This is a genomic window from Vibrio ishigakensis, assembly GCF_024347675.1.
Classification (GTDB): domain Bacteria; phylum Pseudomonadota; class Gammaproteobacteria; order Enterobacterales; family Vibrionaceae; genus Vibrio; species Vibrio ishigakensis.
Genome location: NZ_AP024881.1, coordinates 359,921 through 382,460, shown reverse-complemented (window position 1 = coordinate 382,460; position 22,540 = coordinate 359,921). Strand labels below are relative to the sequence as shown.

Genomic DNA, 22,540 nt, shown 5'->3' with positions numbered 1-22,540 from the left:
TCGCAACAAAATAAAAAGCTCTAGCAGAGATGCTAGAGCTTTTTTAATAATTACGACTTGTCTATTTGACTACACGCAGGCTTGGACGACCTTTTGGACGAGGCGGCTCATCATCTGGGCCTGGGTCTTCGTCGCTTGGCGCAGCTTCGATCGGTTTTAGGCTCTCAGCTGAAGAGAGGTGCTGAGTTTCCTCACTCTCTTCAATCTCATCGTAGCCCTCTTCCGGCTCAAACATGGTGCCTGCACCGTTCTCGCGAGCATAAATAGCCTGCACCGCATAGATAGGAACGATTACTGAGTGTGGTCGACCACCAAAACGAGCATGGAAGGTTACTGCCTCGTTGCTCATCTCTAGGTTGCCTACTGCTCGAGGCGCAACGTTAAGGATGATTTGACCATCCTGTACGTACTCTTCAGGCACGCGAACACCCGTCATCATGGCATCAACCACTAGGTGTGGTGTCAGCTCATTCTCAACCAACCACTCGTAAAAAGCACGAAGCAGGTAAGGTCGACGTGGAGTCATTGCTGAAATATCCATTAGCGAACTAGACGCATCTCACGCTCAGCTTCTGTTAGGGAAGCTAGGAATGAATCACGTTCGAATACGCGGTTCATGTAAACCTTAAGCTCTTTAGAGCCTGGGCCAGTTAGCTCGATACCAAAGGTAGGTAGACGCCAAAGTAGCGGAGCTAGGTAGCAATCGATCAGGCTGAAGTCTTCGCTCATGAAGTACTCGCTCTCAGCGAATAGAGGGCCAAGCATCAGTAGGTCGTTACGCAGTTTTTGACGAGCTTTTTCCGCTTCTTCAGCGTTGCCAGCGATGATCTTCTCAGCAAGGCTGTACCAGTTACGTTGGATGCGATACATCATTAGACGGTTCTTACCACGGTCTACTGGGTAAACAGGCATTAGCGGCGGGTGAGGGAAACGCTCATCTAGGTATTCCATGATGATCTTTGAATCATATAGAGTCAGTTCACGGTCAACCAAGGTTGGTACAGATTTATATGGGTTTAGCTCTGTAAGCTCGGTAGGCAAGTTAGCTTCATCAACAAGCTCAACCTCTACACTTACCCCTTTCTCAGCTAAAACGATTCGTACCTGATGACTAGCCATATCAGTAGCACTTGAGAATAGAGTCATCACAGAACGTTTATTGGCAGCTACAGCCATGAGCCCTCCGGTAAATTATTCATTAAAATAAGAATGGAGGCATTACGCCTCCATTACAGAAATCAGCACCGTATGATATCACAATTAGTGAATATCGCGCCAATACTCTTTATACAGCAGGAAGGCAACGCCAGTAAATATTAGTAAGAATAGCATTGCCCACAAGCCCATTTGCTCACGTTCAACCTGAACTGGGTCACCAGCGTATTCTAGGAAGTTTACTAGGTCACGAATCACATCATCATATTCGCTCTGGCTAAGCTCACCTGTACCATCGGTTTGAACGCCAACCACTACGCTCTCTTCTTGGCCATCAACCATCTTGTTTTCATAGATAGGCTTAGGCACACCCTGAAGCTCTTCAAGTACATGTGGCATACCAACGCTTGGGAAGATAACGTTGTTCACACCAAATGGACGACTTGGGTCTTCATAGAATGAACGAAGATAAGTGTATAGCCAGTCAACACCACGAACACGCGCGGTTAGTGTTAGATCCGGCGGAGCCACACCAAACCACTTAGCTGCGTCTTCTTGAGGTACGCTGTTGGTCATCAGGTCACCGATGTTTTTGTTTGAATCAAACATCAGGTTCTCACGCATCAGATCAACTGGAATACCAAGGTCTGTAGCAACACGCTCATAACGCTGATACTGAGTAGCATGACAGCCAAAACAGTAGTTCATAAAGGTTTGAGCACCGCGCTGCAGTGACGCTTCATCACGAATATCATTGTTTGCTTTGTCCAGAGGGACTGCGCTACCACCAGCCGCAAAACCGATTGCAGGTACTAACGCAAATAATAATACGAGTAGCTTTTTCATTATTTAGTAACCCTTGTCGGTAGTGTCTTAGTCTTTTCGTTCTTACTGTAGATAAACAGCACTACGAAGAACATGAAGTAACCTAGGCTGAACAAGCGCGACAGGTTGGTATACAGCTCTGTTGCTGGCAAGGTACCAAGTACACCCAGACCCACAAATGAGATGGTGAACTGAATGAGGTTGATTAGGTGGATCTTGCTACGGTAGCGGAACGAGCGAACGTTACAACGGTCAATCCACGGCAGTAGGAATAGAACCACAATCGAACCACCAAAGAAGACGAAACCAATCAGCTTGTCAGGGATCGCACGCAGGATTGCGTAGTTTGGAGAGAAGTACCAAACAGGTGCGATGTGTTCAGGCGTTTTCAGTGGGTTAGCCACTTCAAAGTTTGGCGGCTCAAGGAAGAATCCACCCATAGCCGGTGCAAAGAACAGCACATAACTAAAGAACAACAAGAATACACCGACATAGAAGAGATCCTTCAGGGTTCCATATGGGTGGAACGGCATAGAATCGATAATGTCGTATTTCTTGCTGTAGTCTTCGTGGAACTTGAATTCAGGCTCGTAGTCGTCACCCATAGTGCCTTTTGGCAGTTTAGTGTCGATACCGTCTGGGTTGTTTGAACCTACTTCGTGCAGCGCTAGGATGTGCAGAGCAACAAGCAGTAGTAACACGATTGGAAGTGCGATTACGTGTAGCGCAAAGAAGCGGTTTAGAGTCGCACCTGAGATTACATAGTCACCACGGATCCATAGGGTTAGGTCATCACCGATTACCGGGATAGCACCAAACAGACCAATGATTACCTGAGCACCCCAGTAAGACATCTGTCCCCAAGGAAGCATGTAGCCCATGAAAGCTTCAGCCATTAGCACTACGAACAGAAGCATACCGAATAGCCAAACTAGCTCACGCGGCTTCTGATAAGAACCGTAGATAAGACCACGGAACATGTGCAGATAAACAACGATAAAGAAGAAAGATGCGCCCGTTGAGTGCATATAACGCAGTAGCCAACCGTACTCTACGTCACGCATGATGTATTCAACCGATGCGAATGCGCCTTCAGCCGAAGGAACATAGTTCATGGTTAGCCAGATACCTGTAACGATCTGGTTAACAAGAACCAACATCGCCAAGGCACCAAAGATGTACCAAAAGTTAGAGTTTTTTGGTTGAGGGTATTCCGACATGTGCTTGCGATAAGCATTCATTGCCGGGATGCGCTTCTCAATCCAGCCGAGTAAAGCCTCCATTACGCTTCTCCTTCATCTTCGCCGATCAACAGCAAGTTATCATCCAGATACATATGTGGCGGAACTGCTAGGTTATACGGAGCTGGAACGCCTTGGAATACACGGCCTGCCATATCAAATTTCGAACCGTGGCAAGGACAGAAGAATCCAGACCTAAGACCGCTCACCTGCTCGCCAAAGCTATTCGGCAAGTATGTTGGTGAACAACCTAGGTGCGTACATAGACCCACGGCAACAAAGATTTCAGGCTTCAAAGAACGGTAAGGATTTTGAGCATAAGAAGGTTGCTGTTCTTCGACTGAGTTCGGGTCACGAAGTTGACCTTCGATCTTTCCGAGTTCGGTGAGCGTTGACTCACCACGGCGAACCACCCATACCGGTTGGCCACGCCAAATAACACGAGCCATTTGGCCTTCTTCAAGCTTGCTGATGTCAAACTCTACTGGGGCACCCGCGGACTTAGCTCGAGCACTTGGATTCCAAGATTTTATAAAGGGTACGGCCACTGCAGCTGCTCCCAAGCCACCAACTACTGCTGTAGTGGCGGTCAGAAACTTGCGGCGTCCATTATTTAGCGGCGCATTGCTCATCCAACATTCTCCCATTTGCTCCTTAGGACAAAACTACTCCATTAACAGAGCTAGATATTTCTATTTTTATGGTGGGAAATGATAAAGAAAGCGCTACTTTAAGACAAGATAAAGCTACTTTTTTACAACATATGTAAACAAAATCAGAGCACAGGTCACAAAAAGGATAAAAGTGACAGCGAGGGGATAGAAGCGGTTATCAGATAAGGAGTTTTTGGAGAGCAAAAAAACAAAAAGCCCGGTATAAAACCGAGCTTTTTTGACACAATTCCAGCATAAAACTGGAGCATTGCTCTTTCTGTAAAAGAAAGATTAACGCTTCGAGAATTGTGGACGACGACGTGCTTTACGTAGACCAACTTTCTTACGTTCAACGCGACGAGCGTCACGAGTAACGTAACCAGCTGCACGTAGAGCAGGACGTAGAGACTCATCGTACTCCATAAGAGCGCGAGTGATGCCGTGACGGATAGCACCAGCTTGACCAGAGATACCACCACCAGAAACAGTGATGTATAGGTCTAGCTTCTCAGTCATTTCAACTAGCTCTAGAGGCTGACGAACAACCATGCGAGAAGTTTCACGACCGAAGTACTCATCAAGGCTACGCTTGTTGATTACGATGTTACCAGCGCCCGGTTTGATGAAAACACGAGCAGCTGAGCTTTTGCGACGGCCAGTGCCGTAGTATTGATTCTCTGCCATTTTCATAATCCCCAATTAGATGTCTAGTACTTGTGGTTGTTGAGCAACATGGTTGTGCTCAGCGCCAGCGTAAACTTTTAGCTTACGGTACATAGCACGGCCTAGAGGACCACGTGGTAGCATACCTTTAACCGCTAGTTCGATAACCATCTCAGGCTTACGCTCAATCAGCTTGTCAAAAGTGATTGATTTAAGACCACCTGGGAATTCAGAGTGACGGTAGTAAGTTTTACCTGCAGCTTTGTTACCAGTTACAGTAACTTTCTCAGCGTTGATAACGATGATGTAATCACCAGTGTCAACGTGAGGAGTGTATTCAGCTTTATGTTTGCCACGTAGGCGAGATGCAATTTCACTTGCTAGACGGCCAAGAGTTTTACCTTCAGCGTCTACAACGTACCAGTCGCGTTTTACAGTTTCTGGTTTAGCAACGAAAGTTTTCATGCTAATAATAACCCGTTATTTAAAAATTAAACTAAAAGGAGCTTATGCTCCCACTGTCTAAGAGCCCATTCATCACCCCTTCGAGTGGTGGCACTCTTCGGTAATTTCTGTGAAGAAAATCACCCGCAGTAACGGTGGGTCGCAAGATTATACCCGTGTGCGGTTAAAACGCAATCCTCTTTGAGACTTTTTTGACCGTTATTTTTACACCTTTCCCCTGCTACGCAAGGTGTTCACGGCTGAGGTAGTCTTGACTTTGCATCTCAGTCAGGCGCGATTCACAACGCTGAAACTCAAAGCTCAATCTTTCACCGACATACAATTCGTTTAACGGTACAGCCGCCGAAATTATCAAGCACACGTTCCGCTCGTAGAACTCATCCACCAAAGCGATAAAGCGCCTTGCTGCATCATCGTTGTTGCTGTCTATCTGAGGAAGTTCGCTAAGCAGCACAGTGTGATACTCACGCGAAATCTCTATATAGTCATTCTGGCTGCGAGTGGTCTGACAGAGCTCTGCGAAGCTCGCCATCAATACACCGTTATATGCCTTGTTGATGTCGATAAGGCGATGATTCACCTCTATCTGATTCCAGGCATTGCCCTCTTCTACCTCAATGGCACTAAGCTGCTTGAAGTAGCGCTCGAGGTTTTCACCAGCCACCTTATCTAATGGATGATGATAAAGCTCCGCCTGCTCCAAGGTGCGCATCCTAAAGTCATTCTCACTGTCGAGCTCATGAATAACGCAGTTCTTTTCAATAAGCGCAATAGCAGGAAGAAAGCGCGCACGTTGCAGACCATTACGATACAAGAGATGCGGAGGAATATTCGAGGTTGCCACTAGCATAATGTTTCGAGCAAACAGAGCTTGGAATAAAGTACCAAGCAACATGGCATCAGTGATATCCGACACAAAAAACTCGTCAAAGCAGATAACGTCTGTCTCTTGCTTAAATCTATCGGCAACTACCTCAAGCGGATCACTCTGCTTATCTAGTGCCTTTAATTCATCGTGTACACGATACATAAAGCGGTGAAAGTGCATCCGCACCTTTCGCTTAGTCGGCAAGAGATCATAAAAGCTATCCATCAAATAGGTTTTGCCCCTACCTACCCCACCCCAGACGTATAATCCCTGTGGCGCTTCTATTGGTTCTGGCTTACTGAACCAAGCCTTCCACCCCGTTGGCTTTTCAGGTCTGCTATGTTGAAAGGTAACAAAGCGTTGATAAAGGTGTTCAAAAGCCTCAACTGCTTTATATTGTTCAGAGTCATACTGAAAACCATGAATGTCTATGTCTTGTTGGTATTTTTGTAAAGGTGTCATAGGTATCAATAAGTGAAGACTGGGTTCTTTATTGGTAGGGCTTCTCATAGTAACATGAGGTGGGTTAAGGTGTAAGCGCACGGTAACTCAGTTGTTAACAAAATAATAAAAGGAACGACTATGCCTTGGATTTATGCAATCATCGGCCTATTCGCGGGAATCATCATCGGAATTATCATTTCTCGCATTACTACCCCACAATATCAGAAGCAAAAAGAGCTTCAAAAAGAGCTAGAAACCTCTAAGTTCGAGCTCGAACAACAGCGCCAAGATCTCAACGATCACTTCTCTGAAACGGCGAACATGCTAGACAACCTGGGCAAAGAGTATCGCAAGCTTTATGAGCATATGGCGAAGACCTCAAACGACCTACTGCCAAACCTTCCAGAGCAAGATAACCCGTTTGCTAAGCGCATCGAAGCCAAGCAAGACGATACATCTAAGCCTGAAGCGGATGCTCAACCAAAAGACTATGCCAACGGCGCAACAGGCATGTTGAAGGAAGAAGAAAAGGTAATTTTAAAAGCACCTGAAGCAGTAAAAGCCACCTAGGCTAACTTTTGTGCAACTTTAGATTGATGCTTCAAGCGTCAAAAAGTTAAGTAAAAATGGAACTGGCACTGGTTTTTTGTGTCATATTTCTTCGTACACCTTAGTGCCCTTTTGAATCACTTTTCGGGCGATTCGAGGTTTAATCGTGAAAGGAGTTTATGATGAAAAAACCTTTGCTGGCTCTATCAGTCGTTGCTTTAAGCTTAAGTTCAATCATCACGCCGCTGCATGCCAGTGCCGCTTTGCCTACTCAAGTAGAAGGGCAAGCATTACCTAGTCTAGCGCCTATGCTAGAGCAAGTTTCCCCTGCCGTTGTCAGCATTGCTGTCGAGGGCACCCAAGTTTCAAGACAACGAATCCCAGAGAGCTTTCGCTTCTTCTTCGGCGATGAATTCCCAGCAGACCAAGTCCGCGAGCGTCCATTTAGAGGGCTAGGCTCAGGCGTTATTATCGATGCCGATAAGGGCTATATCGTTACCAACTACCACGTAATCAATGGTGCTAATACCATCAAAGTTCAGCTTACTGATGGTCGTGAATACGACGCTGAGCTAGTAGGCGGCGACCAGATGACCGACGTTGCTCTTCTCAAGCTAGAGAAGAAGGTTAAGAACCTGACTCAGATTAAGCTCGCCGATTCAGACAAGCTACGCGTGGGTGACTTTACAGTAGCCATCGGCAACCCGTTTGGCCTAGGGCAAACCGTTACCTCAGGTATTGTCTCAGCCCTTGGCCGCAGCGGCCTAAACCTTGAGAATCTAGAAAACTTTATTCAAACCGATGCGGCTATCAACAGCGGTAACTCTGGTGGTGCTCTGGTAAACCTAAATGGCGAGCTAATCGGTATTAACACCGCCATCCTAGGTCCTAATGGCGGTAACGTGGGTATCGGCTTTGCCATTCCTTCCAATATGATGAAAAACCTGACCGATCAAATTATTCAACATGGTGAGGTGAAGCGAGGCATGCTTGGTGTTCAAGGTGGAGAGATCACATCCGAGCTTGCTGAAGCGCTAGGCTACGAGTCGAGCAAGGGTGCATTCGTCAATCAGGTAATGCCTGACAGTGCTGCCGAGAAAGCGGGTCTGCAAGCGGGCGATATTATCGTTTCTCTAAACGGTAAGAGCATCAACACCTTCAGCGAACTGCGCGCCAAAGTAGCTACTCTAGGTGCGGGTAAGGAAATTACTCTAGGCGTTATCCGTGACGGTGATAAGAAGGACTTCGATGTTACCTTGGGTGAATCTCAGATGCAGCAAGCCAAGGCTGAGCAGATCCACAAAGGGCTATCAGGTGCTGAGCTGAGCAACACTAGTAAGAGCGATGAGACTAAAGGGGTGAAGGTCACCTCGGTAGCCGAGGGCTCTCCTGCTCAATCCTATCAACTGCAAGCTGGCGACATTATTGTTGGTGTGAACCGTCAGCGCGTCTCTAATCTAGGCGAATTCCGCAAGGTAGTGGAAAAAGCTGGAGACGTATTGGCGCTAAACGTACAGCGTGATGACCGTAAGATAGTCATTGTAGTGAGATAATCATTCACGCCATTTATAGGAAAGGGAAGCCGAGGTGCTTCCCTTTTGTTTAATTAAAAGAGAGTGTTATGCTTAAGTCTCGCGCTGGTTTGTCGAGATACTTATGTTTAAATTTTTATTACGCTCCACTCTACTTGGATTGTTCGCTGCTGCCTTGGTTATCGCTGTGGTGCCCGAATTGCGTAGTAATCTCCTACCAAATAACGCACCAGCCAAGATAGAAATTGCTCAAGATTCACCTATCTCGTTTAACACAGCTGTACGTCGCGCCGCTCCTGCAGTAGTAAACATCTATAGCCGCCAATACTCAGAAGATGACCGCAGCAAGCTTAAAACTCAAGGACTGGGCTCTGGGGTAATCGTGAATGACAAAGGCTATATCATTACCAACTACCACGTTATCGCTAAAGCCGATCAGGTGATCGTTGCACTACAAGACGGTCGCATCGCTAGCGCGCAGCTTATCGGTCAAGATCAAAGAACCGATATTGCGGTGCTGCAGATATCCCTACCTGATCTTCCGGTTATCCCACTAAATCCAGACTACACAGCTAAAGTCGGTGATGTAGTACTGGCTATCGGTAACCCGTATAACCTAGGCCAAACCACAACCTTCGGCATTATCTCAGCAACGGGTCGTTCGTCTATCAGCAGTGATGGCAGACAAGCCTTTATCCAGACCGATGCAGCAATCAACGAGGGTAACTCAGGTGGCGCTTTGGTAAATACTCAAGGCGAGCTAGTGGGTATCAATACCGCCTCTTTCCAGCAGGCTACTGACCTTGAAACCTATGGTATCTCTTTTGCTATTCCATCTCAGTTGGCTCGCAAGATCATGAGTAAGATCATCGCCGATGGTCGCGTAATCCGTGGCTATATAGGGGTGGATGGACAAGATATTAGCCGTATGACTAACCGCCTACTGTTAGGCAACTTCACCGGTGGCATTGTTGTGCTTCGAGTGGAAAAAGATGGCCCTGCTGACGTTGCCGGAATCAAGCCTCGAGATGTTATTGTGAAGATTGGTGATACAACCGCAGATAATCGTGAGAACGTGATGGACGCCATCACTGATGCCAGACCCGGTGCTAAGGTAAATATCTTAGTGATTCGAGATGGTAAACAGGTGACTATCCCTGTGACGGTAGGCGAAGACACTCGCACCGTAATGGAATAAAAAATGGAGCCGATTAGCTCCATTTTTGTTTTTACTCTTGGTCTATATCTATAGCGGTTACACGCTGTAGACCCCTTGGTAGCATAGAGCCTCGACGGCCACGTTCACCACGGAAATTCTCTAGGTCTGAAGGTTTCAAGCCTAGCTTACGTTTTCCTGCAAACAGAGTAATAGAAGCCCCAGCAGGAACGACCGCTAGATGAGACAGTACCTCTTCACGAGACTTAGCCTTAGCCGATGGGATATTAATGATCTTGTTACCCTTGCCTTTACCAAGCTGTGGCAGGTCTTTAATAGGGAACATCAACATGCGGCCTTGGTTAGTGATGGCAAGAATCTCATCTTGATCTAGATCAGCAATCTGGCTCGGTTGCATGATCTCAGCACCCTGCGGAAGATTCACTAGCGCTTTACCACTACGGTTTTTCGATACTAGGTCATTGCCCTTACACACAAACCCATAGCCAGCATCAGAGCCCACTAGCCATAGCTGATCATCTTCGCCCATCAGTACTTGACGTATGGTGGTGCCAGTAGAGATATTCAAGCGACCCGTAATAGGTTCACCCTGACTACGCGCCGACGGCAATGAATGAGATTCAAGGGCATAACTTCGGCCATCAGAGCCGAGGAACACAGCTTGCTGATTACTCTTACCTCGTGCAGAAGCTAAGTATTTATCACCAGACTTATAGTTTAGGGTTGAGGCATCCACCTCATGGCCCTTGGCGTGACGGATCCAGCCCTTCTCAGAAAGCACAACCGTAATTGGCTCGCTTGGTAGCAGGTCTTTCTCAGTCAATGCGCGCGCCTCGGCACGCTCGATGATTGGTGAGCGGCGATCATCACCATACTTGTCTGCGTCCGCCTTGATCTCTTTCTTGATCAAAGTATTCAGACGACGCTCAGAGCTTAATAGAAGCTCAAGCTGCTTGCGCTCCTTCTCTAGCTCTTCCTGCTCACCGCGAATCTTAAACTCTTCCAGTTTGGCTAACTGACGAAGTTTGGTATCTAGGATGGCATCGGCTTGGATCTCTGAAAGCTCAAAGCGTTTCATCAATTCAGCTTTTGGATCGTCCTCATTACGGATGATCTCTATAACCTCATCGATGTTGAGATAAGCAATCAGCAAACCTTCAAGGATATGTAAACGAGCCAGAACCTTGTCTAGACGGTATTGCAGGCGACGACGCACGGTTTGACGACGGAACTCTATCCATTCAGACAGGATCTGTACCAAACCCTTAACCTGAGGACGCTTATCTAGGCCTATCATGTTTAGGTTCACACGATAGTTCTTCTCAAGATCGGTAGAAGCAAACAGGTGATTCATCAGCTGATCGCAATCAATTCGATTCGAGCGAGGTACTACTACGATACGGGTTGGGTTCTCGTGATCCGACTCATCGCGCAGGTCATCCACCATAGGCAGTTTCTTGGCACGCATTTGCGCTGCAATCTGCTCTAGAAGTTTAGAGCCAGACACCTGATGCGGAAGCGCAGTAATAACGATCTCACTGCCTTCTTTGTGCCAAACCGCACGCATCTTGATAGAGCCGCGACCGGTGCGATAGATCTTCTCGATATCCGTTTTTGGCGAGATGATCTCAGCTTCTGTTGGATAATCTGGGCCCTGCACATGTTGCATTACATCCGCAAGCTCGGACTTTGGATTATCAATCAGAGCAACAGCAGCATCCGCTACTTCACGCACGTTATGTGGCGGGATGTCGGTAGCCATACCTACCGCGATACCTGTAATACCGTTTAGTAGGATATGTGGCAGACGAGCCGGCAGCATCATTGGTTCTTTCATCGAACCATCGAAGTTTGGTTGCCACTCAACCGTGCCCTGACCAAGTTCGCCCAGTAGAACCTCAGCAAACTTAGACAGCTTAGATTCGGTATAACGCATCGCCGCGAACGACTTAGGGTCATCCGGTGCACCCCAGTTACCCTGACCGTCTACCAATGGGTAGCGATAGGTAAATGGCTGCGCCATCAATACCATGGCCTCGTAACATGCGGAATCACCGTGCGGGTGATATTTACCTAACACGTCACCTACGGTACGTGCTGATTTCTTATATTTAGCTGAGGCACTCAGACCCAGTTCAGACATTGCATAGATGATGCGTCGCTGAACCGGCTTTAGACCGTCACCGATATAAGGCAATGCACGGTCCATGATCACGTACATTGAGTAGTTTAAATAGGCGTCTTCAGTAAACTTGCGCATTGGCAACTGTTCAACGCCGTCATATGTAATCTCGTTAGACATTGTTATACCTCTGCCAAGTCGCCGTTATTCTGTAGCCAGTGGCGACGATCATCTGCTCGCTTCTTGCCAAGCAGCATGTCCATCATCTCCATAGTTTGGTCGCTATCGTCGATAGTCAATTGCACCAGACGACGCGTATTTGGATCCATTGTGGTCTCACGCAATTGAAGCGGGTTCATCTCACCCAGACCTTTGAATCGCTGAACGTTGATCTTGGCGCGCTTCTTACTAAGGCGCTCCAAAATGCCCTCTTTCTCATCGTCATCTAGGGCATAGAAGACTTCTTTGCCACAGTCGATACGATACAGAGGCGGCATAGCCACATATACGTGCCCCGCATTAACCAGAGCGCGGAAATGGCGAGTAAACAGAGCGCACAGCAAGGTTGCGATGTGCAGACCATCCGAGTCCGCATCAGCTAGGATACAGATCTTACCGTAGCGAAGACCGTCTAGGTTTTCTGAGTCTGGGTCGATACCCAAGGCTACTGAGATATCGTGCACTTCTTGCGAAGCCAGTACCTGATCCGCAGACACTTCCCATGTATTTAGGATCTTACCGCGAAGCGGCATTACCGCTTGAAATTCACGATCACGTGCTTGCTTAGCAGAACCACCCGCCGAGTCACCCTCCACCAGGAAAAGCTCAGTACGGTTAAGGTCTTGCACAGAACAATCGGTAAGTTTGCCTGGAAGTGCTGGACCAGAGGCTACCTTCTTACGCACTACCTTCTTGCTTGCACGCATACGGCGATGGGCATTAGCAATACAGGCTTCAGCAAGCTGTTCAGCAATGTGTGGGGTTTCGTTTAACCATAAGCTAAACGCATCTTTTACTACACCCGATACAAAGGCTGCACACTGACGAGACGATAGACGCTCTTTGGTTTGGCCGGCAAACTGAGGGTCTTGCATCTTGATGGACAGCACATATGAGCAACGCTCGAATACATCATCACCTGTCAGCTTCACACCGCGTGGCAACAGGTTGCGGAACTCACAGAATTCACGCATGGCATCCAACAAGCCTTGGCGAAGGCCATTGACATGGGTACCACCTTGGGCCGTCGGGATAAGGTTTACATAGCTCTCGGTGATCATCTCACCACCTTCTGGCTGCCAGATAATAGCCCAGTCGGCCGCTTCTGTTTCCGCAGAAAATTGACCAGTAAACGGTGATTCAGGAAGAACCGGATAGCCCTTCACACCCTCGGCTAGATAGTCTTTTAGACCACTCTCGTAATACCACTTGTGTTCTTTGCCGTTCACCTTATCGCTAAAGGTGATCTCTAGACCTGGGCAAAGCACTGCTTTCGCACGCAGGTTGTTTACCAAGCGAGAAACAGAGAAGTTAGCTGAGTCGAAGTATTTGGCATCTGGCCAGAAATGTACGCTGGTTCCGCTATTGCGCTTACCACAAGTACCGGTAACCTCAAGCTCTTGAACCTTGTTGCCATGTTCGAAGGCGATCTCATACACCTGTCCATCACGGCGTACCGTCACTTCAACGCGCTTAGAAAGGGCGTTTACTACCGAGATACCTACACCGTGAAGACCACCAGAAAACTGATAGTTTTTATTAGAGAACTTACCACCTGCGTGCAGCTTACATAGGATAAGCTCAACACCGGAAACCTTCTCTTCTGGGTGGATATCAACGGGCATACCTCGACCATCATCGATAACCTCGAGAGACTGATCGGCATGAAGGATTACTTGTACCTTAGAGGCGTGGCCAGCAAGCGCTTCATCGACACTGTTATCGATAACCTCTTGCCCCAAGTGGTTCGGTCGAACCGTATCGGTATACATCCCTGGGCGACGACGAACAGGCTCCAAGCCATTTAAGACTTCTATCGCTCCAGCATTATATTGTTCTGTCATATTCTGAAATTTTACTCTTGAAATAGTCTTGCATCAGGCCCGAAGAAAACGGGCAATAGGTTCCGCTGAGCAAGAGCATATGCCTCGGTGTTTGCTAAATTCCCTTTGTTCAAACCAGTCCGAGTCATGATTATTAGCGCAGAAAGATTCTCTATCATACTCTGGCGCACAAGCTTTTCTGTCAAGTTTCAGCACGCTTCGAGGGCAAAAAGCATGAGGTTTGTTGATATATCGAACAAAAGAGGGTTAAAGCTGTAAAAAATCCACTATCTGGCTAGCGTAGCGCTCGAATCCTACGAAGCTGTGATTGCCTCCCTGTTCTACCGTTTGCTTGGCATCTCGATACTTATCGACCGCTTGTCGGTAGTCGAGCACCTCGTCACCCGTTTGTTGTAATAGCCAGAAGTCGGCCGAGTTATTGAGTATGGCAACATCGATAGTCTTCAGGTCTTCAACATGAGATTGCTCAAGCAGGTATTCCTGCTGCGTATAGGGATTTTCTTGTGGACCAAGATAATCTTGCAGTAGCTCATAGGGACGTACAGCTGGGTTAACCACAACAGCCTTGAAACCAAATTTACTGTTTAGCCAAGTAGCGAGATAGCCACCAAGAGAGCTGCCCACTAGGGCTATCTGATAGTCCGATTTGTACTTCGCAACTATCTCTTCGAGTAACTCGAAGCAAGGGCGAGGATGTACAGGCAGCTGGGGCGCGATAAAGGTAATGTCAGGTCTATGCTCAGCGCAATACTTCTTGATGATCTCCGCCTTCAACGATAGCGGAGAACTATTAAAGCCATGCAGATAAAGCAAGAGTGAGGGTTTAGATTGCAAGTTTAACTCCCTTTAAAACCAACAAAGCGGCATAAACGCCGCTTTCTATTGTTTGATATCGAATTAGTAGCCTTCCGCCTCGAAGTCTGGCACAAAGCTACCGTCAGGTAAGCGATACACCTTGGACTCTATGCTGCCATCGCTATGTAAGCTCAGATGACGCCATCCAGGAGACAGATTATCCAAGGCAAACTCGTCATTGTTGGCCTTGAACTGGATACAGGTCGATGGTGTGGCCAATACCTGGACTCCATGATGTTCTGTCTGAAACTCTTGGTGTACGTGTCCACACAAAACCGCACTTACGTTTTTGTGACGGTCTAACACCTGCCAAAACTCAACGGCTTTTTGTAGCTTGTGCTGATCGAGCCACGCACTACCAATAGGCAGTGGGTTGTGATGCAAAAGCACTAGGCTATGACGTTCAGGGTACTCAGCCAACATATCGTCGAGGTAAGCTAACTGTTCTTGTTCTAGGTAACCATGGGGAAGTCCGGTCACTTGGCTGTCTAGCAGAATAACCTGCCACTTTTCACCAGCCAGAAAATGATTGCATGCTTGTATCTGCGCACTCGGCAGTACCGAACCCATACTTGGCTTATAGTCATGATTACCTGGAAGCCAGAAACATGGTTTCACTAAGGGTTTTATCCCCTCAACAAATTTCTCATACGAAGCCGCCGTGTGATCCTGCGAGATATCACCGGTGGCTATAATGGCATCGAAGGCCAATTCTTTGCTGATAACGTCCTCAACAACAGCATGGAAGCTATGCTCGGTATTTACACTCAGCAAGGTCCCTTCACTGTCTTCGAATAGGTGCGTATCAGTAATTTGTACTAATTGGACAGATTCACCTGTCTCAACTATTCGCGGTTCCACTTTTTTATTTCCAATTCTTTATGTTGTCACGAGCCTACAATAGTGGCTCTCGGCTGATGCCCATTTTTAGGCAGAAAGTCAGCCAGTCCCCAAGAAACTGATTTAACTGATGCTTTTCATCTTTTTGCATCATTTTTGAGTTGGGGTAGTCATATCGTGCATGTATAACTTTCATTTTTTCACTTGCACATACTTCTGCAACCTTAGCATCGTGATAAAGGCGCACTGTCATATGCGGAAGTGGAAAAATGGGAACTTGATCACACTGAAAAACATCCACCAGGGTGGTATATCGCGTCACTTCTATGACATTGATTTGATATACCTGAGACTGAACTTGGTAGGTTCTAGTATCCCCTTCATCATGATTAACGGGCAGTAAGGCGTTTAGCTTTGCATAATTGGTCTCATACAGACGCATAAGACCTGCAAAGTCTACGTGATACTCTCTTTCTGCTAACGGTTTAGCCATGACGTTCTCACTTGTTGATGATTCAGCATCAACCATTGCAAGGTGATAATGGAAGCTGCATTCTCAATTGTACCATTTTTAACCAACTCATAGGCTTCTTCTCTGGTCAAAATGTGTACTTTGATGTCTTCGTTCTCAGATTCGACACCAAATACACCGCCTTGTTCAGGCGCATTAACCTGACCTATATAGAGTTCCAAGCGCTCAGAGCAGCCACCAGCAGATGGATAGTAGCCAGAAATATGCTGAATATTACTCAGCTCAAGTCCCGCCTCTTCAAAGGCTTCACGCTGTGCAACCTCTTCTGCTGATTCACCGTCTTTGTCCAACATGCCAGCGACTATTTCAAGCTGCCAAGGTCTAGCCTGCTCAAGGGCTCCCACCCTTATCTGTTCTACCATGATCACCTTGTCTGCCACGGGATCATAAGGCAGGACTGCGACCGCATGTCCGCGCTCCAGCAACTCACGTTGAACTATATCGCTCCAGCCACCCTCAAACAGTTTGTGCCTAAACCTATACTTAACCATTTTGAAGAAGCCTTGATATAGGGTTTCCTGTTCTATGATTTCAACATCCTGGTTGCTGTAGCTTGGGTAGCTGCTAGGTTTAGACATATTTATCCATATCCTTGTTAGAGAACAGAAAACACCCATGTTACTCAACATAGATAATAAAAGTTACTATTTTTTTTGAGAGCTCTGTAAAAGTTTTGAGCAAGCGCATGTAATATTAGAGTTTTAGTAGCTTTTGGTAGTATGCTAAGTAATTAGATGTACAATCTTTCAACTTAACCAAGATCCATAAACTCAGTAGCAGGAAAGAGTTAAAAAAATGAAAAAAGTGCTGTCTGTTCTGATTGCAGCTTCGCTTGGAACACTTTCTATTTCAGCATCGGCAGAAAACCTGTCTGAAATATACAAGCAAGCCATAGACAATGATCCTCAATTGCTACGCTCTGCTGCGCAACGTGACGCCGCATTCGAAGCAGTTTCATCTGCAAGAGCCCCTTTGCTTCCACAAATCTCTTTGACTGCAGGTTATAACTACGGCGAGAGCTACTTTGGCCAAGAAAGCAATGCTTTCACAGCTGGTATTGGCTTGACGCAAGAGCTATACCAACGTTCAAGCTGGGTAACGCTCGAGACTTCTGAAAAGACGGCTCGCCAACAAGATTCTGCCTACGCTGCACAACAACAGAACCTGATCTTGCGAGTTTCTACCGCATACTTTGAGGTACTGCGTGCACAAGATGGCTTAGAGTTTGTTCAAGCCGAGAAGAAAGCGGTTGAACGTCAACTTGACCAAGAGAAGCAGCGCTTTGAGGTGGGTCTATCAGCGATTACCAACGTACACGAAGCACAGGCTGAGTACGATAGCGTTCTGGCCGCTGAGGTTACTGCGAAGAACGACCTAGTAAACAGCTACGAAGCACTGCGCGAAATCACAGGTCAAGGTCATCAAAACCTAGACGTGCTGGATGTAAACCGTTTCTCTGCTTCTCCATCTGACAAGTCTACCGATGAGCTAGTGGATCAAGCACAGACTCAAAACCTGAGCCTACTAGCGGCACGTATTAACCAAGATATCGCACGCGACAACATCAAGCTTGCAAGCTCTGGTCACCTGCCATCGCTAACCTTCAACGCTAATGCAGGTTATGCAAATGGTACATTGAACGACGCGGATGTTGATGACACTGACTACAACCTAGGTATTAACCTATCTGTGCCTCTGTACACAGGTGGTAACACTACCGCTCAGGTTAAGCAGGCAGAGTACAACTACGTAGCAGTAAGTGAAGACCTAGAAGCGTCATACCGCTCAGTAGTGCGAACCGTTCGTGCATCTAACAACAACATTGATGCAACCATCGGCTCTATCAAGGCATTCGAACAATCTCTTATCTCAGCTGAATCTGCACTTGCTGCAGTTGAAACGGGTTATGAAGTAGGTTCACGTACCATCGTTGACGTTCTTGACTTCACCCGTCGTGTGTTTGAAGCAAAACGTAACCTATCGGATGCGCGCTACAACTACATCATCAGCGTACTTCAGCTAAAACAAGCGGTAGGTACTCTTAGCGAGCAAGATATTCTAGATATCAACCAAGGCTTGATGAGAGCAACCTCAGATCCGCTAGCGGAAGAAAACAGCTAACCACTGTTCATTAGATGCAAAAAAGGATGGCACAGCCATCCTTTTTTATGTTCGCTACCTTAAGTGAACTAGTGCTTATCGCCTTTGATAGCTTCGATGATCTCTGTGGTAGAGACCCCCTCTTCAAAGTTCAGCACCTCAACCTTACCACCAGCTGCAATTACTTCTTTGCCACCAGCGATCTCTTCAGGCTTATAGTCCCCACCCTTAACTAGAAGATCAGGCAGTACCTCAGAAATCAAGCGTTGCGGTGTATCTTCAGAGAAAGGCACCACCCAATCCACTGCGCCAAGTCCCGCAAGAACAGCCATACGACGATCAGTAGGATTTACTGGACGCGCTGGGCCTTTTAGGCGCTTAACTGAATCATCAGTATTGACCGCCACAATCAGGCGATCGCCCAACTCAGCGGCATGATTTAGGTAAGAGACATGGCCAGCATGCAAGATGTCGAAACAACCATTGGTCATCACCACCTTCTCACCCTTAGCCTTTGCCTTACGCACAGCCTCAATCAGTGCCTGCTCGGCGATCACGCCATAATCGGTGTCTTGAGAACCGTGTACCGCTTCCGCAAGTTCGATAGTAGACAGAGTAGATGTACCCAGCTTGCCAACTACTACACCTGCAGCAGCGTTAGCCAGTGCACATGCCTCTTCTAGCGGTTTACCAGCTGCAACAGAAGCAGCAAGTACAGAGATCACTGTATCGCCAGCACCAGTTACGTCATACACTTCTTGCGCTTGCGTAGGCAGATGGAACACATCAGCATCACGAGGAATAAGCGTCATGCCGTGCTCACTGCGAGTCACTAGCAGTGCCTCAAGGTCAAACTTCTCAACCAGTTCACGGGCTTTTTGCTCTAGCTCTTCATCGCTGTTTACCGCACCAACAACATGCTCAAACTCACTCATGTTTGGAGTAAGCAGTGTCGCGCCGCGATAACGCTCAAAATCAGCCCCTTTAGGGTCGATAAACACAGGGACACCAGCCTCACGAGCCTTAGCAATCATAGCTTTTGAGTGCTCCAGTGCACCTTTAGCATAATCTGAAAGAATGACCGCCTTCACCTTATCGAGGGATAGGTCCATTCGAGATAGAACCGCCGCTTCGTCGATATCGCTGAACTTGTCTTCAAAGTCCAAACGGATAAGCTGCTGCCCGCGGCTCATCACGCGAAGCTTGGTAATGGTTGGATAATCAGGAAGCGATACAAAATCGCAGTTAACCTTAAGAGCCGATAGCTTCTCTGTCAGCACGCGTGCAGGCTCATCAATACCCGTTAAGCCTACCAGGTGAGTATGACCACCGAGGGCTGCGATATTCATTGCAACGTTGGCAGCACCACCAGGGCGCTCTTCATTATTTTCTACTTTCACCACGGGCACAGGAGCCTCAGGAGAAATTCGTCCCGTCGGGCCGTACCAGTAGCGATCAAGCATTACGTCGCCAACGATAAGTACACCCGAGTCACTGTAATCGGGAAGAATCGGTTTCATAGTTACTCCGAACTGTAAAATTTGCTTTCAATTCTAGCACAGCTAACTCACTGACTTTTAGTGCTATTCATTTAGTTTGCTGTCAATTAAGCATCCACTCTTGCCATGCGTGACTCACCCACTCTCGCTCTTGCTGATACTTATCCAGAGCAACATCGGCATCCAAATTAAGAAGATTGCGTCTATGAATCTCATTTCGCATCTGGGTATAGGCAGAAGTTAAATTCGAGGCTTGTTCTTTTTCCAGTAGTCCTTCCTCAACCAGGCTTTCAAGGATGCGAACATTGTCCGACCAGACTGTTAATGCTGGATTAGTATGGCTAAAGTTAAGTACCCAATACTGAGTTAAGAACTCAACATCTGTGATACCACCTTGGTCTTGCTTTAGCATAAAGCGCTCAGACTTTTTACCACCGAGGTGATCACGCATCTTCTCGCGCATTTCAAGCACATCTTTCTTCAGCGCTTCGCTATCTCGGCTTTGCTGTAGCACCTTACGACGCACTTCATCAAACGCAGAAACCAGTGCATCAGAGCCATAAATAGCTCTTGCTCGGACCAAGGCCTGATGCTCCCATGTCCAGGCTTCAGTCTGTTGATACTCCTCGAATGCCTCGATAGGGCTCACCATCAGCCCTGAAGCGCCAGACGGTCTCAAGCGAGTATCTACCTCATACAAGATGCCTGATGCGGTGCGGGTAGAAAATAGATGGATGATACGCTGGGCAAGCCTTAGATAAAATTGCCTGCCATCGATGCACTTCTCACCGTCGGTTATGGATGAGGTTGGACAGTCGTGCACAAACACCACATCCAGGTCAGAATTGTAGCCAAGCTCCCAACCGCCGACCTTACCATAACCCAGCACGGCAAAGCCTTTACCTTCATTAAGGTGATTAGGCTCACCGTATTTAGCCTTCATCTGAGACCATGCCTGATTCACCACCTGCTCTACTATCGCTTCGGCGAGATAAGTCAGGTGATCACTCACCTTCATCACTGGAAGCACGCCCGCGATATCAGCGGCAGCAATACGCAGGATACAGGTCTGTTTGAACTGTCTCAGCGCCTCCATCTGCTGCTCCATATCCTCTTCCGGAATACGGGCTAGGTATTCCCCAAGCTCAGCTCGATAACTTGTCAGCTCCACTGGACGATACAACTGCTGCGGGTCTAAAAGTTCATCCAATAGGATTGGGTATTTGCCTAACAGCTCTGTGATCATCGGGCTGGCAGTACATAGGCGTACCAACTGTTCAAGGGCGGCTGGGTGCTCATCCAATAGCTCAAGGTAGGTGGTTCGCGTGATGATCTTTGACAACACACTCAACACCCTTTCAAGGCCAAACTCGCCTTCTGGATGCGCCCAGATACTGGATAGCACCTTTGGCATAAGGTGATTAATCACCTCACGACCACGAGGTCCTAATGTCTTCTTACCAAGTTCACCCTTAAATCTATGCAGAACCTCAGCAAGCTCGGTTGCCGACTTTTCTTTTAACCGCCCTTGCCCTTCAGCAAAGATGGTTTCTAGCGCTTGTTTGTCTGCCGCTACCGCCCAAGATTCGATAAATACAGGTTCGATACCTTGCTCTTGCTCATCCTCACCACCAATCAAATCATCAAACACTTGATGAACATGGCAGGTATGAGCGTGAAGCGCCTCTAGCAGTTCAGAGTAGTCCGCAAAACCCATAACCTTGGCTAGGCTTGCTTGCTTCTCTGCTGTATCAGGAAGGGTTTGAGTCTGCTTATCTTCTGCCGCCTGAAGCAGGTTTTCGAGTTTGCGCAGGAACGAATAAGCGTCTCTCATTCCATCCACTTCTGCTGGCTTGAGTAGTCCTTGTTCTTTAATCGCCTCTAGGGTTGGAAGCAGTCCACGCCCTCTCAGACTCGGCTCACGGCCTCCTCGAATAAGTTGGAAGACCTGAGCAATAAACTCAACCTCCCGAATACCACCTGGCCCGAGCTTGATATTATTTTGCAGACCGCGTCGTCTTACCTCTGCCGTGATCATGCTCTTCATGCGACGCAAAGATTGGATTGCGCTGAAATCGATATAGCGACGGAATACGAATGGACGTAGCATTTGACGCAGCTCTTGATACTGCGGATACATCTCGCGCCCCATTACTCGAGCCTTGACCATGGCGTAGCGCTCCCAGTCGCGACCCTGCTCTTGATAATAATCCTCTAGAGCAGCGAAGCTCATGACTAGAGGACCACTGTCACCAAAGGGCCTCAGTCGCATATCCACGCGATAGCAAAAACCATCGATAGTTTGCTGGTCTAGAGATTTAATGATGCGCTGGCCTAAACGGGTAAAGAATTGAGCATTGGCAATGGAGCGCCTTGCCCCGACGGTTTCACCGTTCTCTGGGTAGGTAAAGATAAGGTCGATATCAGACGAGAAGTTGAGCTCGCCACCACCGAGCTTACCCATACCTATGATCAGCAGTGCTTGCTCTTCACCCTCAGCACTCTTTGGAGTACCCCAAAGAGTGCAGCAAGCCTTGTAGTGCCATGCATAGGTCTCAAAAATAATGGCTTCAGCCAACTCAGAAACATGCTGCAGGCTATGTTCAACTGGGCCTAGGTCATTGATATCTCGCCAAGCGATCCAAGCTAACTCGCGATGCCGAAACAAACGCAACTTCTTCATCAATGCATTTTCGTCAAAGCACTCAGCGAGCTCAGCCTTTAAACGCTCACGATAGTCTTCATATCGACTCTCATCGGCTAGTATACTCGGCAGAAGCTCAACAAACTCAGGATCGACATCGAGCCTATCGGTGATAAAGCGACTAAATTCAGTAACTCGCTTTAATTGCTCCAGATTCTCTTGACTCCATGTTTCAATAACCTGCGGATATTTCTCGGTTATTTGCTCAAACGCCGTTTCCTGTTCCATTTTCCATCACCAATCGACTGAGTTT

Annotated in this window: 20 protein-coding genes; 4 read left to right on the top strand and 16 right to left on the bottom strand. The window is 47.5% G+C overall.

All coding sequences use genetic code 11. The features are described from left to right. Positions 1 to 61: 61 nt before the first annotated feature. The 8 genes from sspB to zapE all read right to left on the bottom strand — a co-directional run bounded on the left by sspB (position 62) and on the right by zapE (position 6,332). Positions 62 to 541 (bottom strand): ClpXP protease specificity-enhancing factor, encoded by a 480-nt coding sequence (sspB, locus tag Pcarn_RS01875; protein ID WP_261834716.1) that lies wholly within the window; start codon positions 539 to 541, stop codon positions 62 to 64. Continuing rightward, a complete protein-coding gene (gene sspA, locus Pcarn_RS01870) occupies positions 541 to 1,176 on the bottom strand; it encodes a stringent starvation protein SspA (RefSeq protein ID WP_261834715.1) in 636 nt (211 codons plus the stop codon). The genes sspB and sspA overlap by 1 nt, the downstream gene beginning before the upstream one ends. Positions 1,177 to 1,260: 84 nt before the next feature. After that, positions 1,261 to 2,001 carry a cytochrome c1 gene (locus Pcarn_RS01865; protein WP_261834714.1) on the bottom strand — a complete coding sequence of 247 codons (741 nt, stop codon included), beginning with the start codon at positions 1,999 to 2,001 and terminating at the stop codon, positions 1,261 to 1,263. Further along, a complete protein-coding gene (locus tag Pcarn_RS01860) occupies positions 2,001 to 3,263 on the bottom strand; it encodes a cytochrome b (RefSeq protein ID WP_261834713.1) in 1,263 nt (420 codons plus the stop codon). The genes Pcarn_RS01865 and Pcarn_RS01860 overlap by 1 nt, the downstream gene beginning before the upstream one ends. Further along, positions 3,263 to 3,853: a ubiquinol-cytochrome c reductase iron-sulfur subunit gene (gene petA / locus Pcarn_RS01855; protein ID WP_261834712.1), complete on the bottom strand. Its 591-nt coding sequence runs from the start codon at positions 3,851 to 3,853 to the stop codon at positions 3,263 to 3,265. The genes Pcarn_RS01860 and petA overlap by 1 nt, the downstream gene beginning before the upstream one ends. 312 nt (positions 3,854 to 4,165) lie before the next feature. Next, complete coding sequence (gene rpsI, locus Pcarn_RS01850; RefSeq protein WP_261834711.1) at positions 4,166 to 4,558, bottom strand: 30S ribosomal protein S9; 393 nt, start codon at positions 4,556 to 4,558, stop codon at positions 4,166 to 4,168. 15 nt (positions 4,559 to 4,573) lie between these two features. Beyond that, positions 4,574 to 5,002, bottom strand: coding sequence for a 50S ribosomal protein L13 (gene rplM, locus Pcarn_RS01845; RefSeq protein ID WP_261834710.1), 429 nt, complete (start codon positions 5,000 to 5,002; stop codon positions 4,574 to 4,576). A 220-nt stretch (positions 5,003 to 5,222) separates the two neighbouring features. Then, positions 5,223 to 6,332, bottom strand: a complete 1,110-nt coding sequence (gene zapE, locus Pcarn_RS01840) for a cell division protein ZapE (protein WP_261834709.1) — start codon at positions 6,330 to 6,332, stop codon at positions 5,223 to 5,225. Positions 6,333 to 6,452: 120 nt separating this feature from the next. On the opposite strand from zapE, the gene zapG reads away from it, so the two are divergent. From zapG to degS, 3 genes are all read left to right on the top strand, one after another. Next, positions 6,453 to 6,884, top strand: a complete 432-nt coding sequence (gene zapG, locus Pcarn_RS01835; RefSeq protein ID WP_261834708.1) for a Z-ring associated protein ZapG — start codon at positions 6,453 to 6,455, stop codon at positions 6,882 to 6,884. Between the two features lie 161 nt (positions 6,885 to 7,045). Beyond that, complete coding sequence (locus Pcarn_RS01830) at positions 7,046 to 8,416, top strand: DegQ family serine endoprotease (RefSeq protein WP_261834707.1); 1,371 nt, start codon at positions 7,046 to 7,048, stop codon at positions 8,414 to 8,416. Positions 8,417 to 8,519: 103 nt separating this feature from the next. Beyond that, complete coding sequence (gene degS / locus Pcarn_RS01825) at positions 8,520 to 9,593, top strand: outer membrane-stress sensor serine endopeptidase DegS (protein WP_261834706.1); 1,074 nt, start codon at positions 8,520 to 8,522, stop codon at positions 9,591 to 9,593. A 31-nt stretch (positions 9,594 to 9,624) separates the two neighbouring features. Here the strand turns inward: degS and parC are convergent, their stop codons facing one another. The 6 genes from parC to nudF all read right to left on the bottom strand — a co-directional run bounded on the left by parC (position 9,625) and on the right by nudF (position 16,562). Further along, positions 9,625 to 11,874, bottom strand: coding sequence for a DNA topoisomerase IV subunit A (parC, locus tag Pcarn_RS01820; protein ID WP_261834705.1), 2,250 nt, complete (start codon positions 11,872 to 11,874; stop codon positions 9,625 to 9,627). Between the two features lie 2 nt (positions 11,875 to 11,876). After that, entirely contained in the window at positions 11,877 to 13,757 is a 1,881-nt protein-coding gene (gene parE / locus Pcarn_RS01815; RefSeq protein ID WP_261834704.1) for a DNA topoisomerase IV subunit B, read from the bottom strand. Positions 13,758 to 14,003: 246 nt separating this feature from the next. After that, the gene (gene yqiA, locus Pcarn_RS01810) at positions 14,004 to 14,591 is read right to left on the bottom strand and encodes an esterase YqiA (RefSeq protein ID WP_261834703.1); all 588 of its coding nucleotides are present in this window, start codon (positions 14,589 to 14,591) and stop codon (positions 14,004 to 14,006) included. Positions 14,592 to 14,654: 63 nt separating this feature from the next. Continuing rightward, on the bottom strand, positions 14,655 to 15,473 hold the full coding sequence (cpdA, locus tag Pcarn_RS01805) for a 3',5'-cyclic-AMP phosphodiesterase (protein ID WP_261834702.1): 819 nt from the start codon (positions 15,471 to 15,473) through the stop codon (positions 14,655 to 14,657). A gap of 34 nt (positions 15,474 to 15,507) precedes the next feature. Continuing rightward, the gene (locus Pcarn_RS01800) at positions 15,508 to 15,945 is read right to left on the bottom strand and encodes a DUF1249 family protein (protein ID WP_261834701.1); all 438 of its coding nucleotides are present in this window, start codon (positions 15,943 to 15,945) and stop codon (positions 15,508 to 15,510) included. Then, positions 15,930 to 16,562, bottom strand: a complete 633-nt coding sequence (nudF, locus tag Pcarn_RS01795; RefSeq protein WP_261834700.1) for an ADP-ribose diphosphatase — start codon at positions 16,560 to 16,562, stop codon at positions 15,930 to 15,932. Before nudF ends, Pcarn_RS01800 begins: the two co-directional genes overlap by 16 nt. Positions 16,563 to 16,779: 217 nt before the next feature. Here nudF and tolC point away from each other — a divergent pair, with 217 nt between their 5' ends. Next, positions 16,780 to 18,105 (top strand): outer membrane channel protein TolC, encoded by a 1,326-nt coding sequence (gene tolC, locus Pcarn_RS01790; RefSeq protein WP_261834699.1) that lies wholly within the window; start codon positions 16,780 to 16,782, stop codon positions 18,103 to 18,105. Positions 18,106 to 18,173: 68 nt separating this feature from the next. Here tolC and hldE read toward each other — a convergent pair whose 3' ends face one another. After that, a complete protein-coding gene (hldE, locus tag Pcarn_RS01785) occupies positions 18,174 to 19,604 on the bottom strand; it encodes a bifunctional D-glycero-beta-D-manno-heptose-7-phosphate kinase/D-glycero-beta-D-manno-heptose 1-phosphate adenylyltransferase HldE (RefSeq protein ID WP_261834698.1) in 1,431 nt (476 codons plus the stop codon). An 82-nt stretch (positions 19,605 to 19,686) separates the two neighbouring features. After that, on the bottom strand, positions 19,687 to 22,515 hold the full coding sequence (gene glnE, locus Pcarn_RS01780; protein WP_261834697.1) for a bifunctional [glutamate--ammonia ligase]-adenylyl-L-tyrosine phosphorylase/[glutamate--ammonia-ligase] adenylyltransferase: 2,829 nt from the start codon (positions 22,513 to 22,515) through the stop codon (positions 19,687 to 19,689). Positions 22,516 to 22,540 lie beyond the last annotated feature (25 nt).

Bases quoted from the DNA above. Each gene is read 5' to 3' on its own strand.
- sspB (WP_261834716.1), bottom strand. From the start codon at position 541: ATGGATATTTCAGCAATGACTCCACGTCGACCTTACCTGCTTCGTGCT.
- sspA (WP_261834715.1), bottom strand. From the start codon at position 1,176: ATGGCTGTAGCTGCCAATAAACGTTCTGTGATGACTCTATTCTCAAGT.
- Pcarn_RS01865 (WP_261834714.1), bottom strand. From the start codon at position 2,001: ATGAAAAAGCTACTCGTATTATTATTTGCGTTAGTACCTGCAATCGGT.
- Pcarn_RS01860 (WP_261834713.1), bottom strand. From the start codon at position 3,263: ATGGAGGCTTTACTCGGCTGGATTGAGAAGCGCATCCCGGCAATGAAT.
- petA (WP_261834712.1), bottom strand. From the start codon at position 3,853: ATGAGCAATGCGCCGCTAAATAATGGACGCCGCAAGTTTCTGACCGCC.
- rpsI (WP_261834711.1), bottom strand. From the start codon at position 4,558: ATGGCAGAGAATCAATACTACGGCACTGGCCGTCGCAAAAGCTCAGCT.
- rplM (WP_261834710.1), bottom strand. From the start codon at position 5,002: ATGAAAACTTTCGTTGCTAAACCAGAAACTGTAAAACGCGACTGGTAC.
- zapE (WP_261834709.1), bottom strand. From the start codon at position 6,332: ATGACACCTTTACAAAAATACCAACAAGACATAGACATTCATGGTTTT.
- zapG (WP_261834708.1), top strand. From the start codon at position 6,453: ATGCCTTGGATTTATGCAATCATCGGCCTATTCGCGGGAATCATCATC.
- Pcarn_RS01830 (WP_261834707.1), top strand. From the start codon at position 7,046: ATGAAAAAACCTTTGCTGGCTCTATCAGTCGTTGCTTTAAGCTTAAGT.
- degS (WP_261834706.1), top strand. From the start codon at position 8,520: ATGTTTAAATTTTTATTACGCTCCACTCTACTTGGATTGTTCGCTGCT.
- parC (WP_261834705.1), bottom strand. From the start codon at position 11,874: ATGTCTAACGAGATTACATATGACGGCGTTGAACAGTTGCCAATGCGC.
- parE (WP_261834704.1), bottom strand. From the start codon at position 13,757: ATGACAGAACAATATAATGCTGGAGCGATAGAAGTCTTAAATGGCTTG.
- Pcarn_RS01800 (WP_261834701.1), bottom strand. From the start codon at position 15,945: ATGGCTAAACCGTTAGCAGAAAGAGAGTATCACGTAGACTTTGCAGGT.
- nudF (WP_261834700.1), bottom strand. From the start codon at position 16,562: ATGTCTAAACCTAGCAGCTACCCAAGCTACAGCAACCAGGATGTTGAA.
- tolC (WP_261834699.1), top strand. From the start codon at position 16,780: ATGAAAAAAGTGCTGTCTGTTCTGATTGCAGCTTCGCTTGGAACACTT.
- hldE (WP_261834698.1), bottom strand. From the start codon at position 19,604: ATGAAACCGATTCTTCCCGATTACAGTGACTCGGGTGTACTTATCGTT.
- glnE (WP_261834697.1), bottom strand. From the start codon at position 22,515: ATGGAACAGGAAACGGCGTTTGAGCAAATAACCGAGAAATATCCGCAG.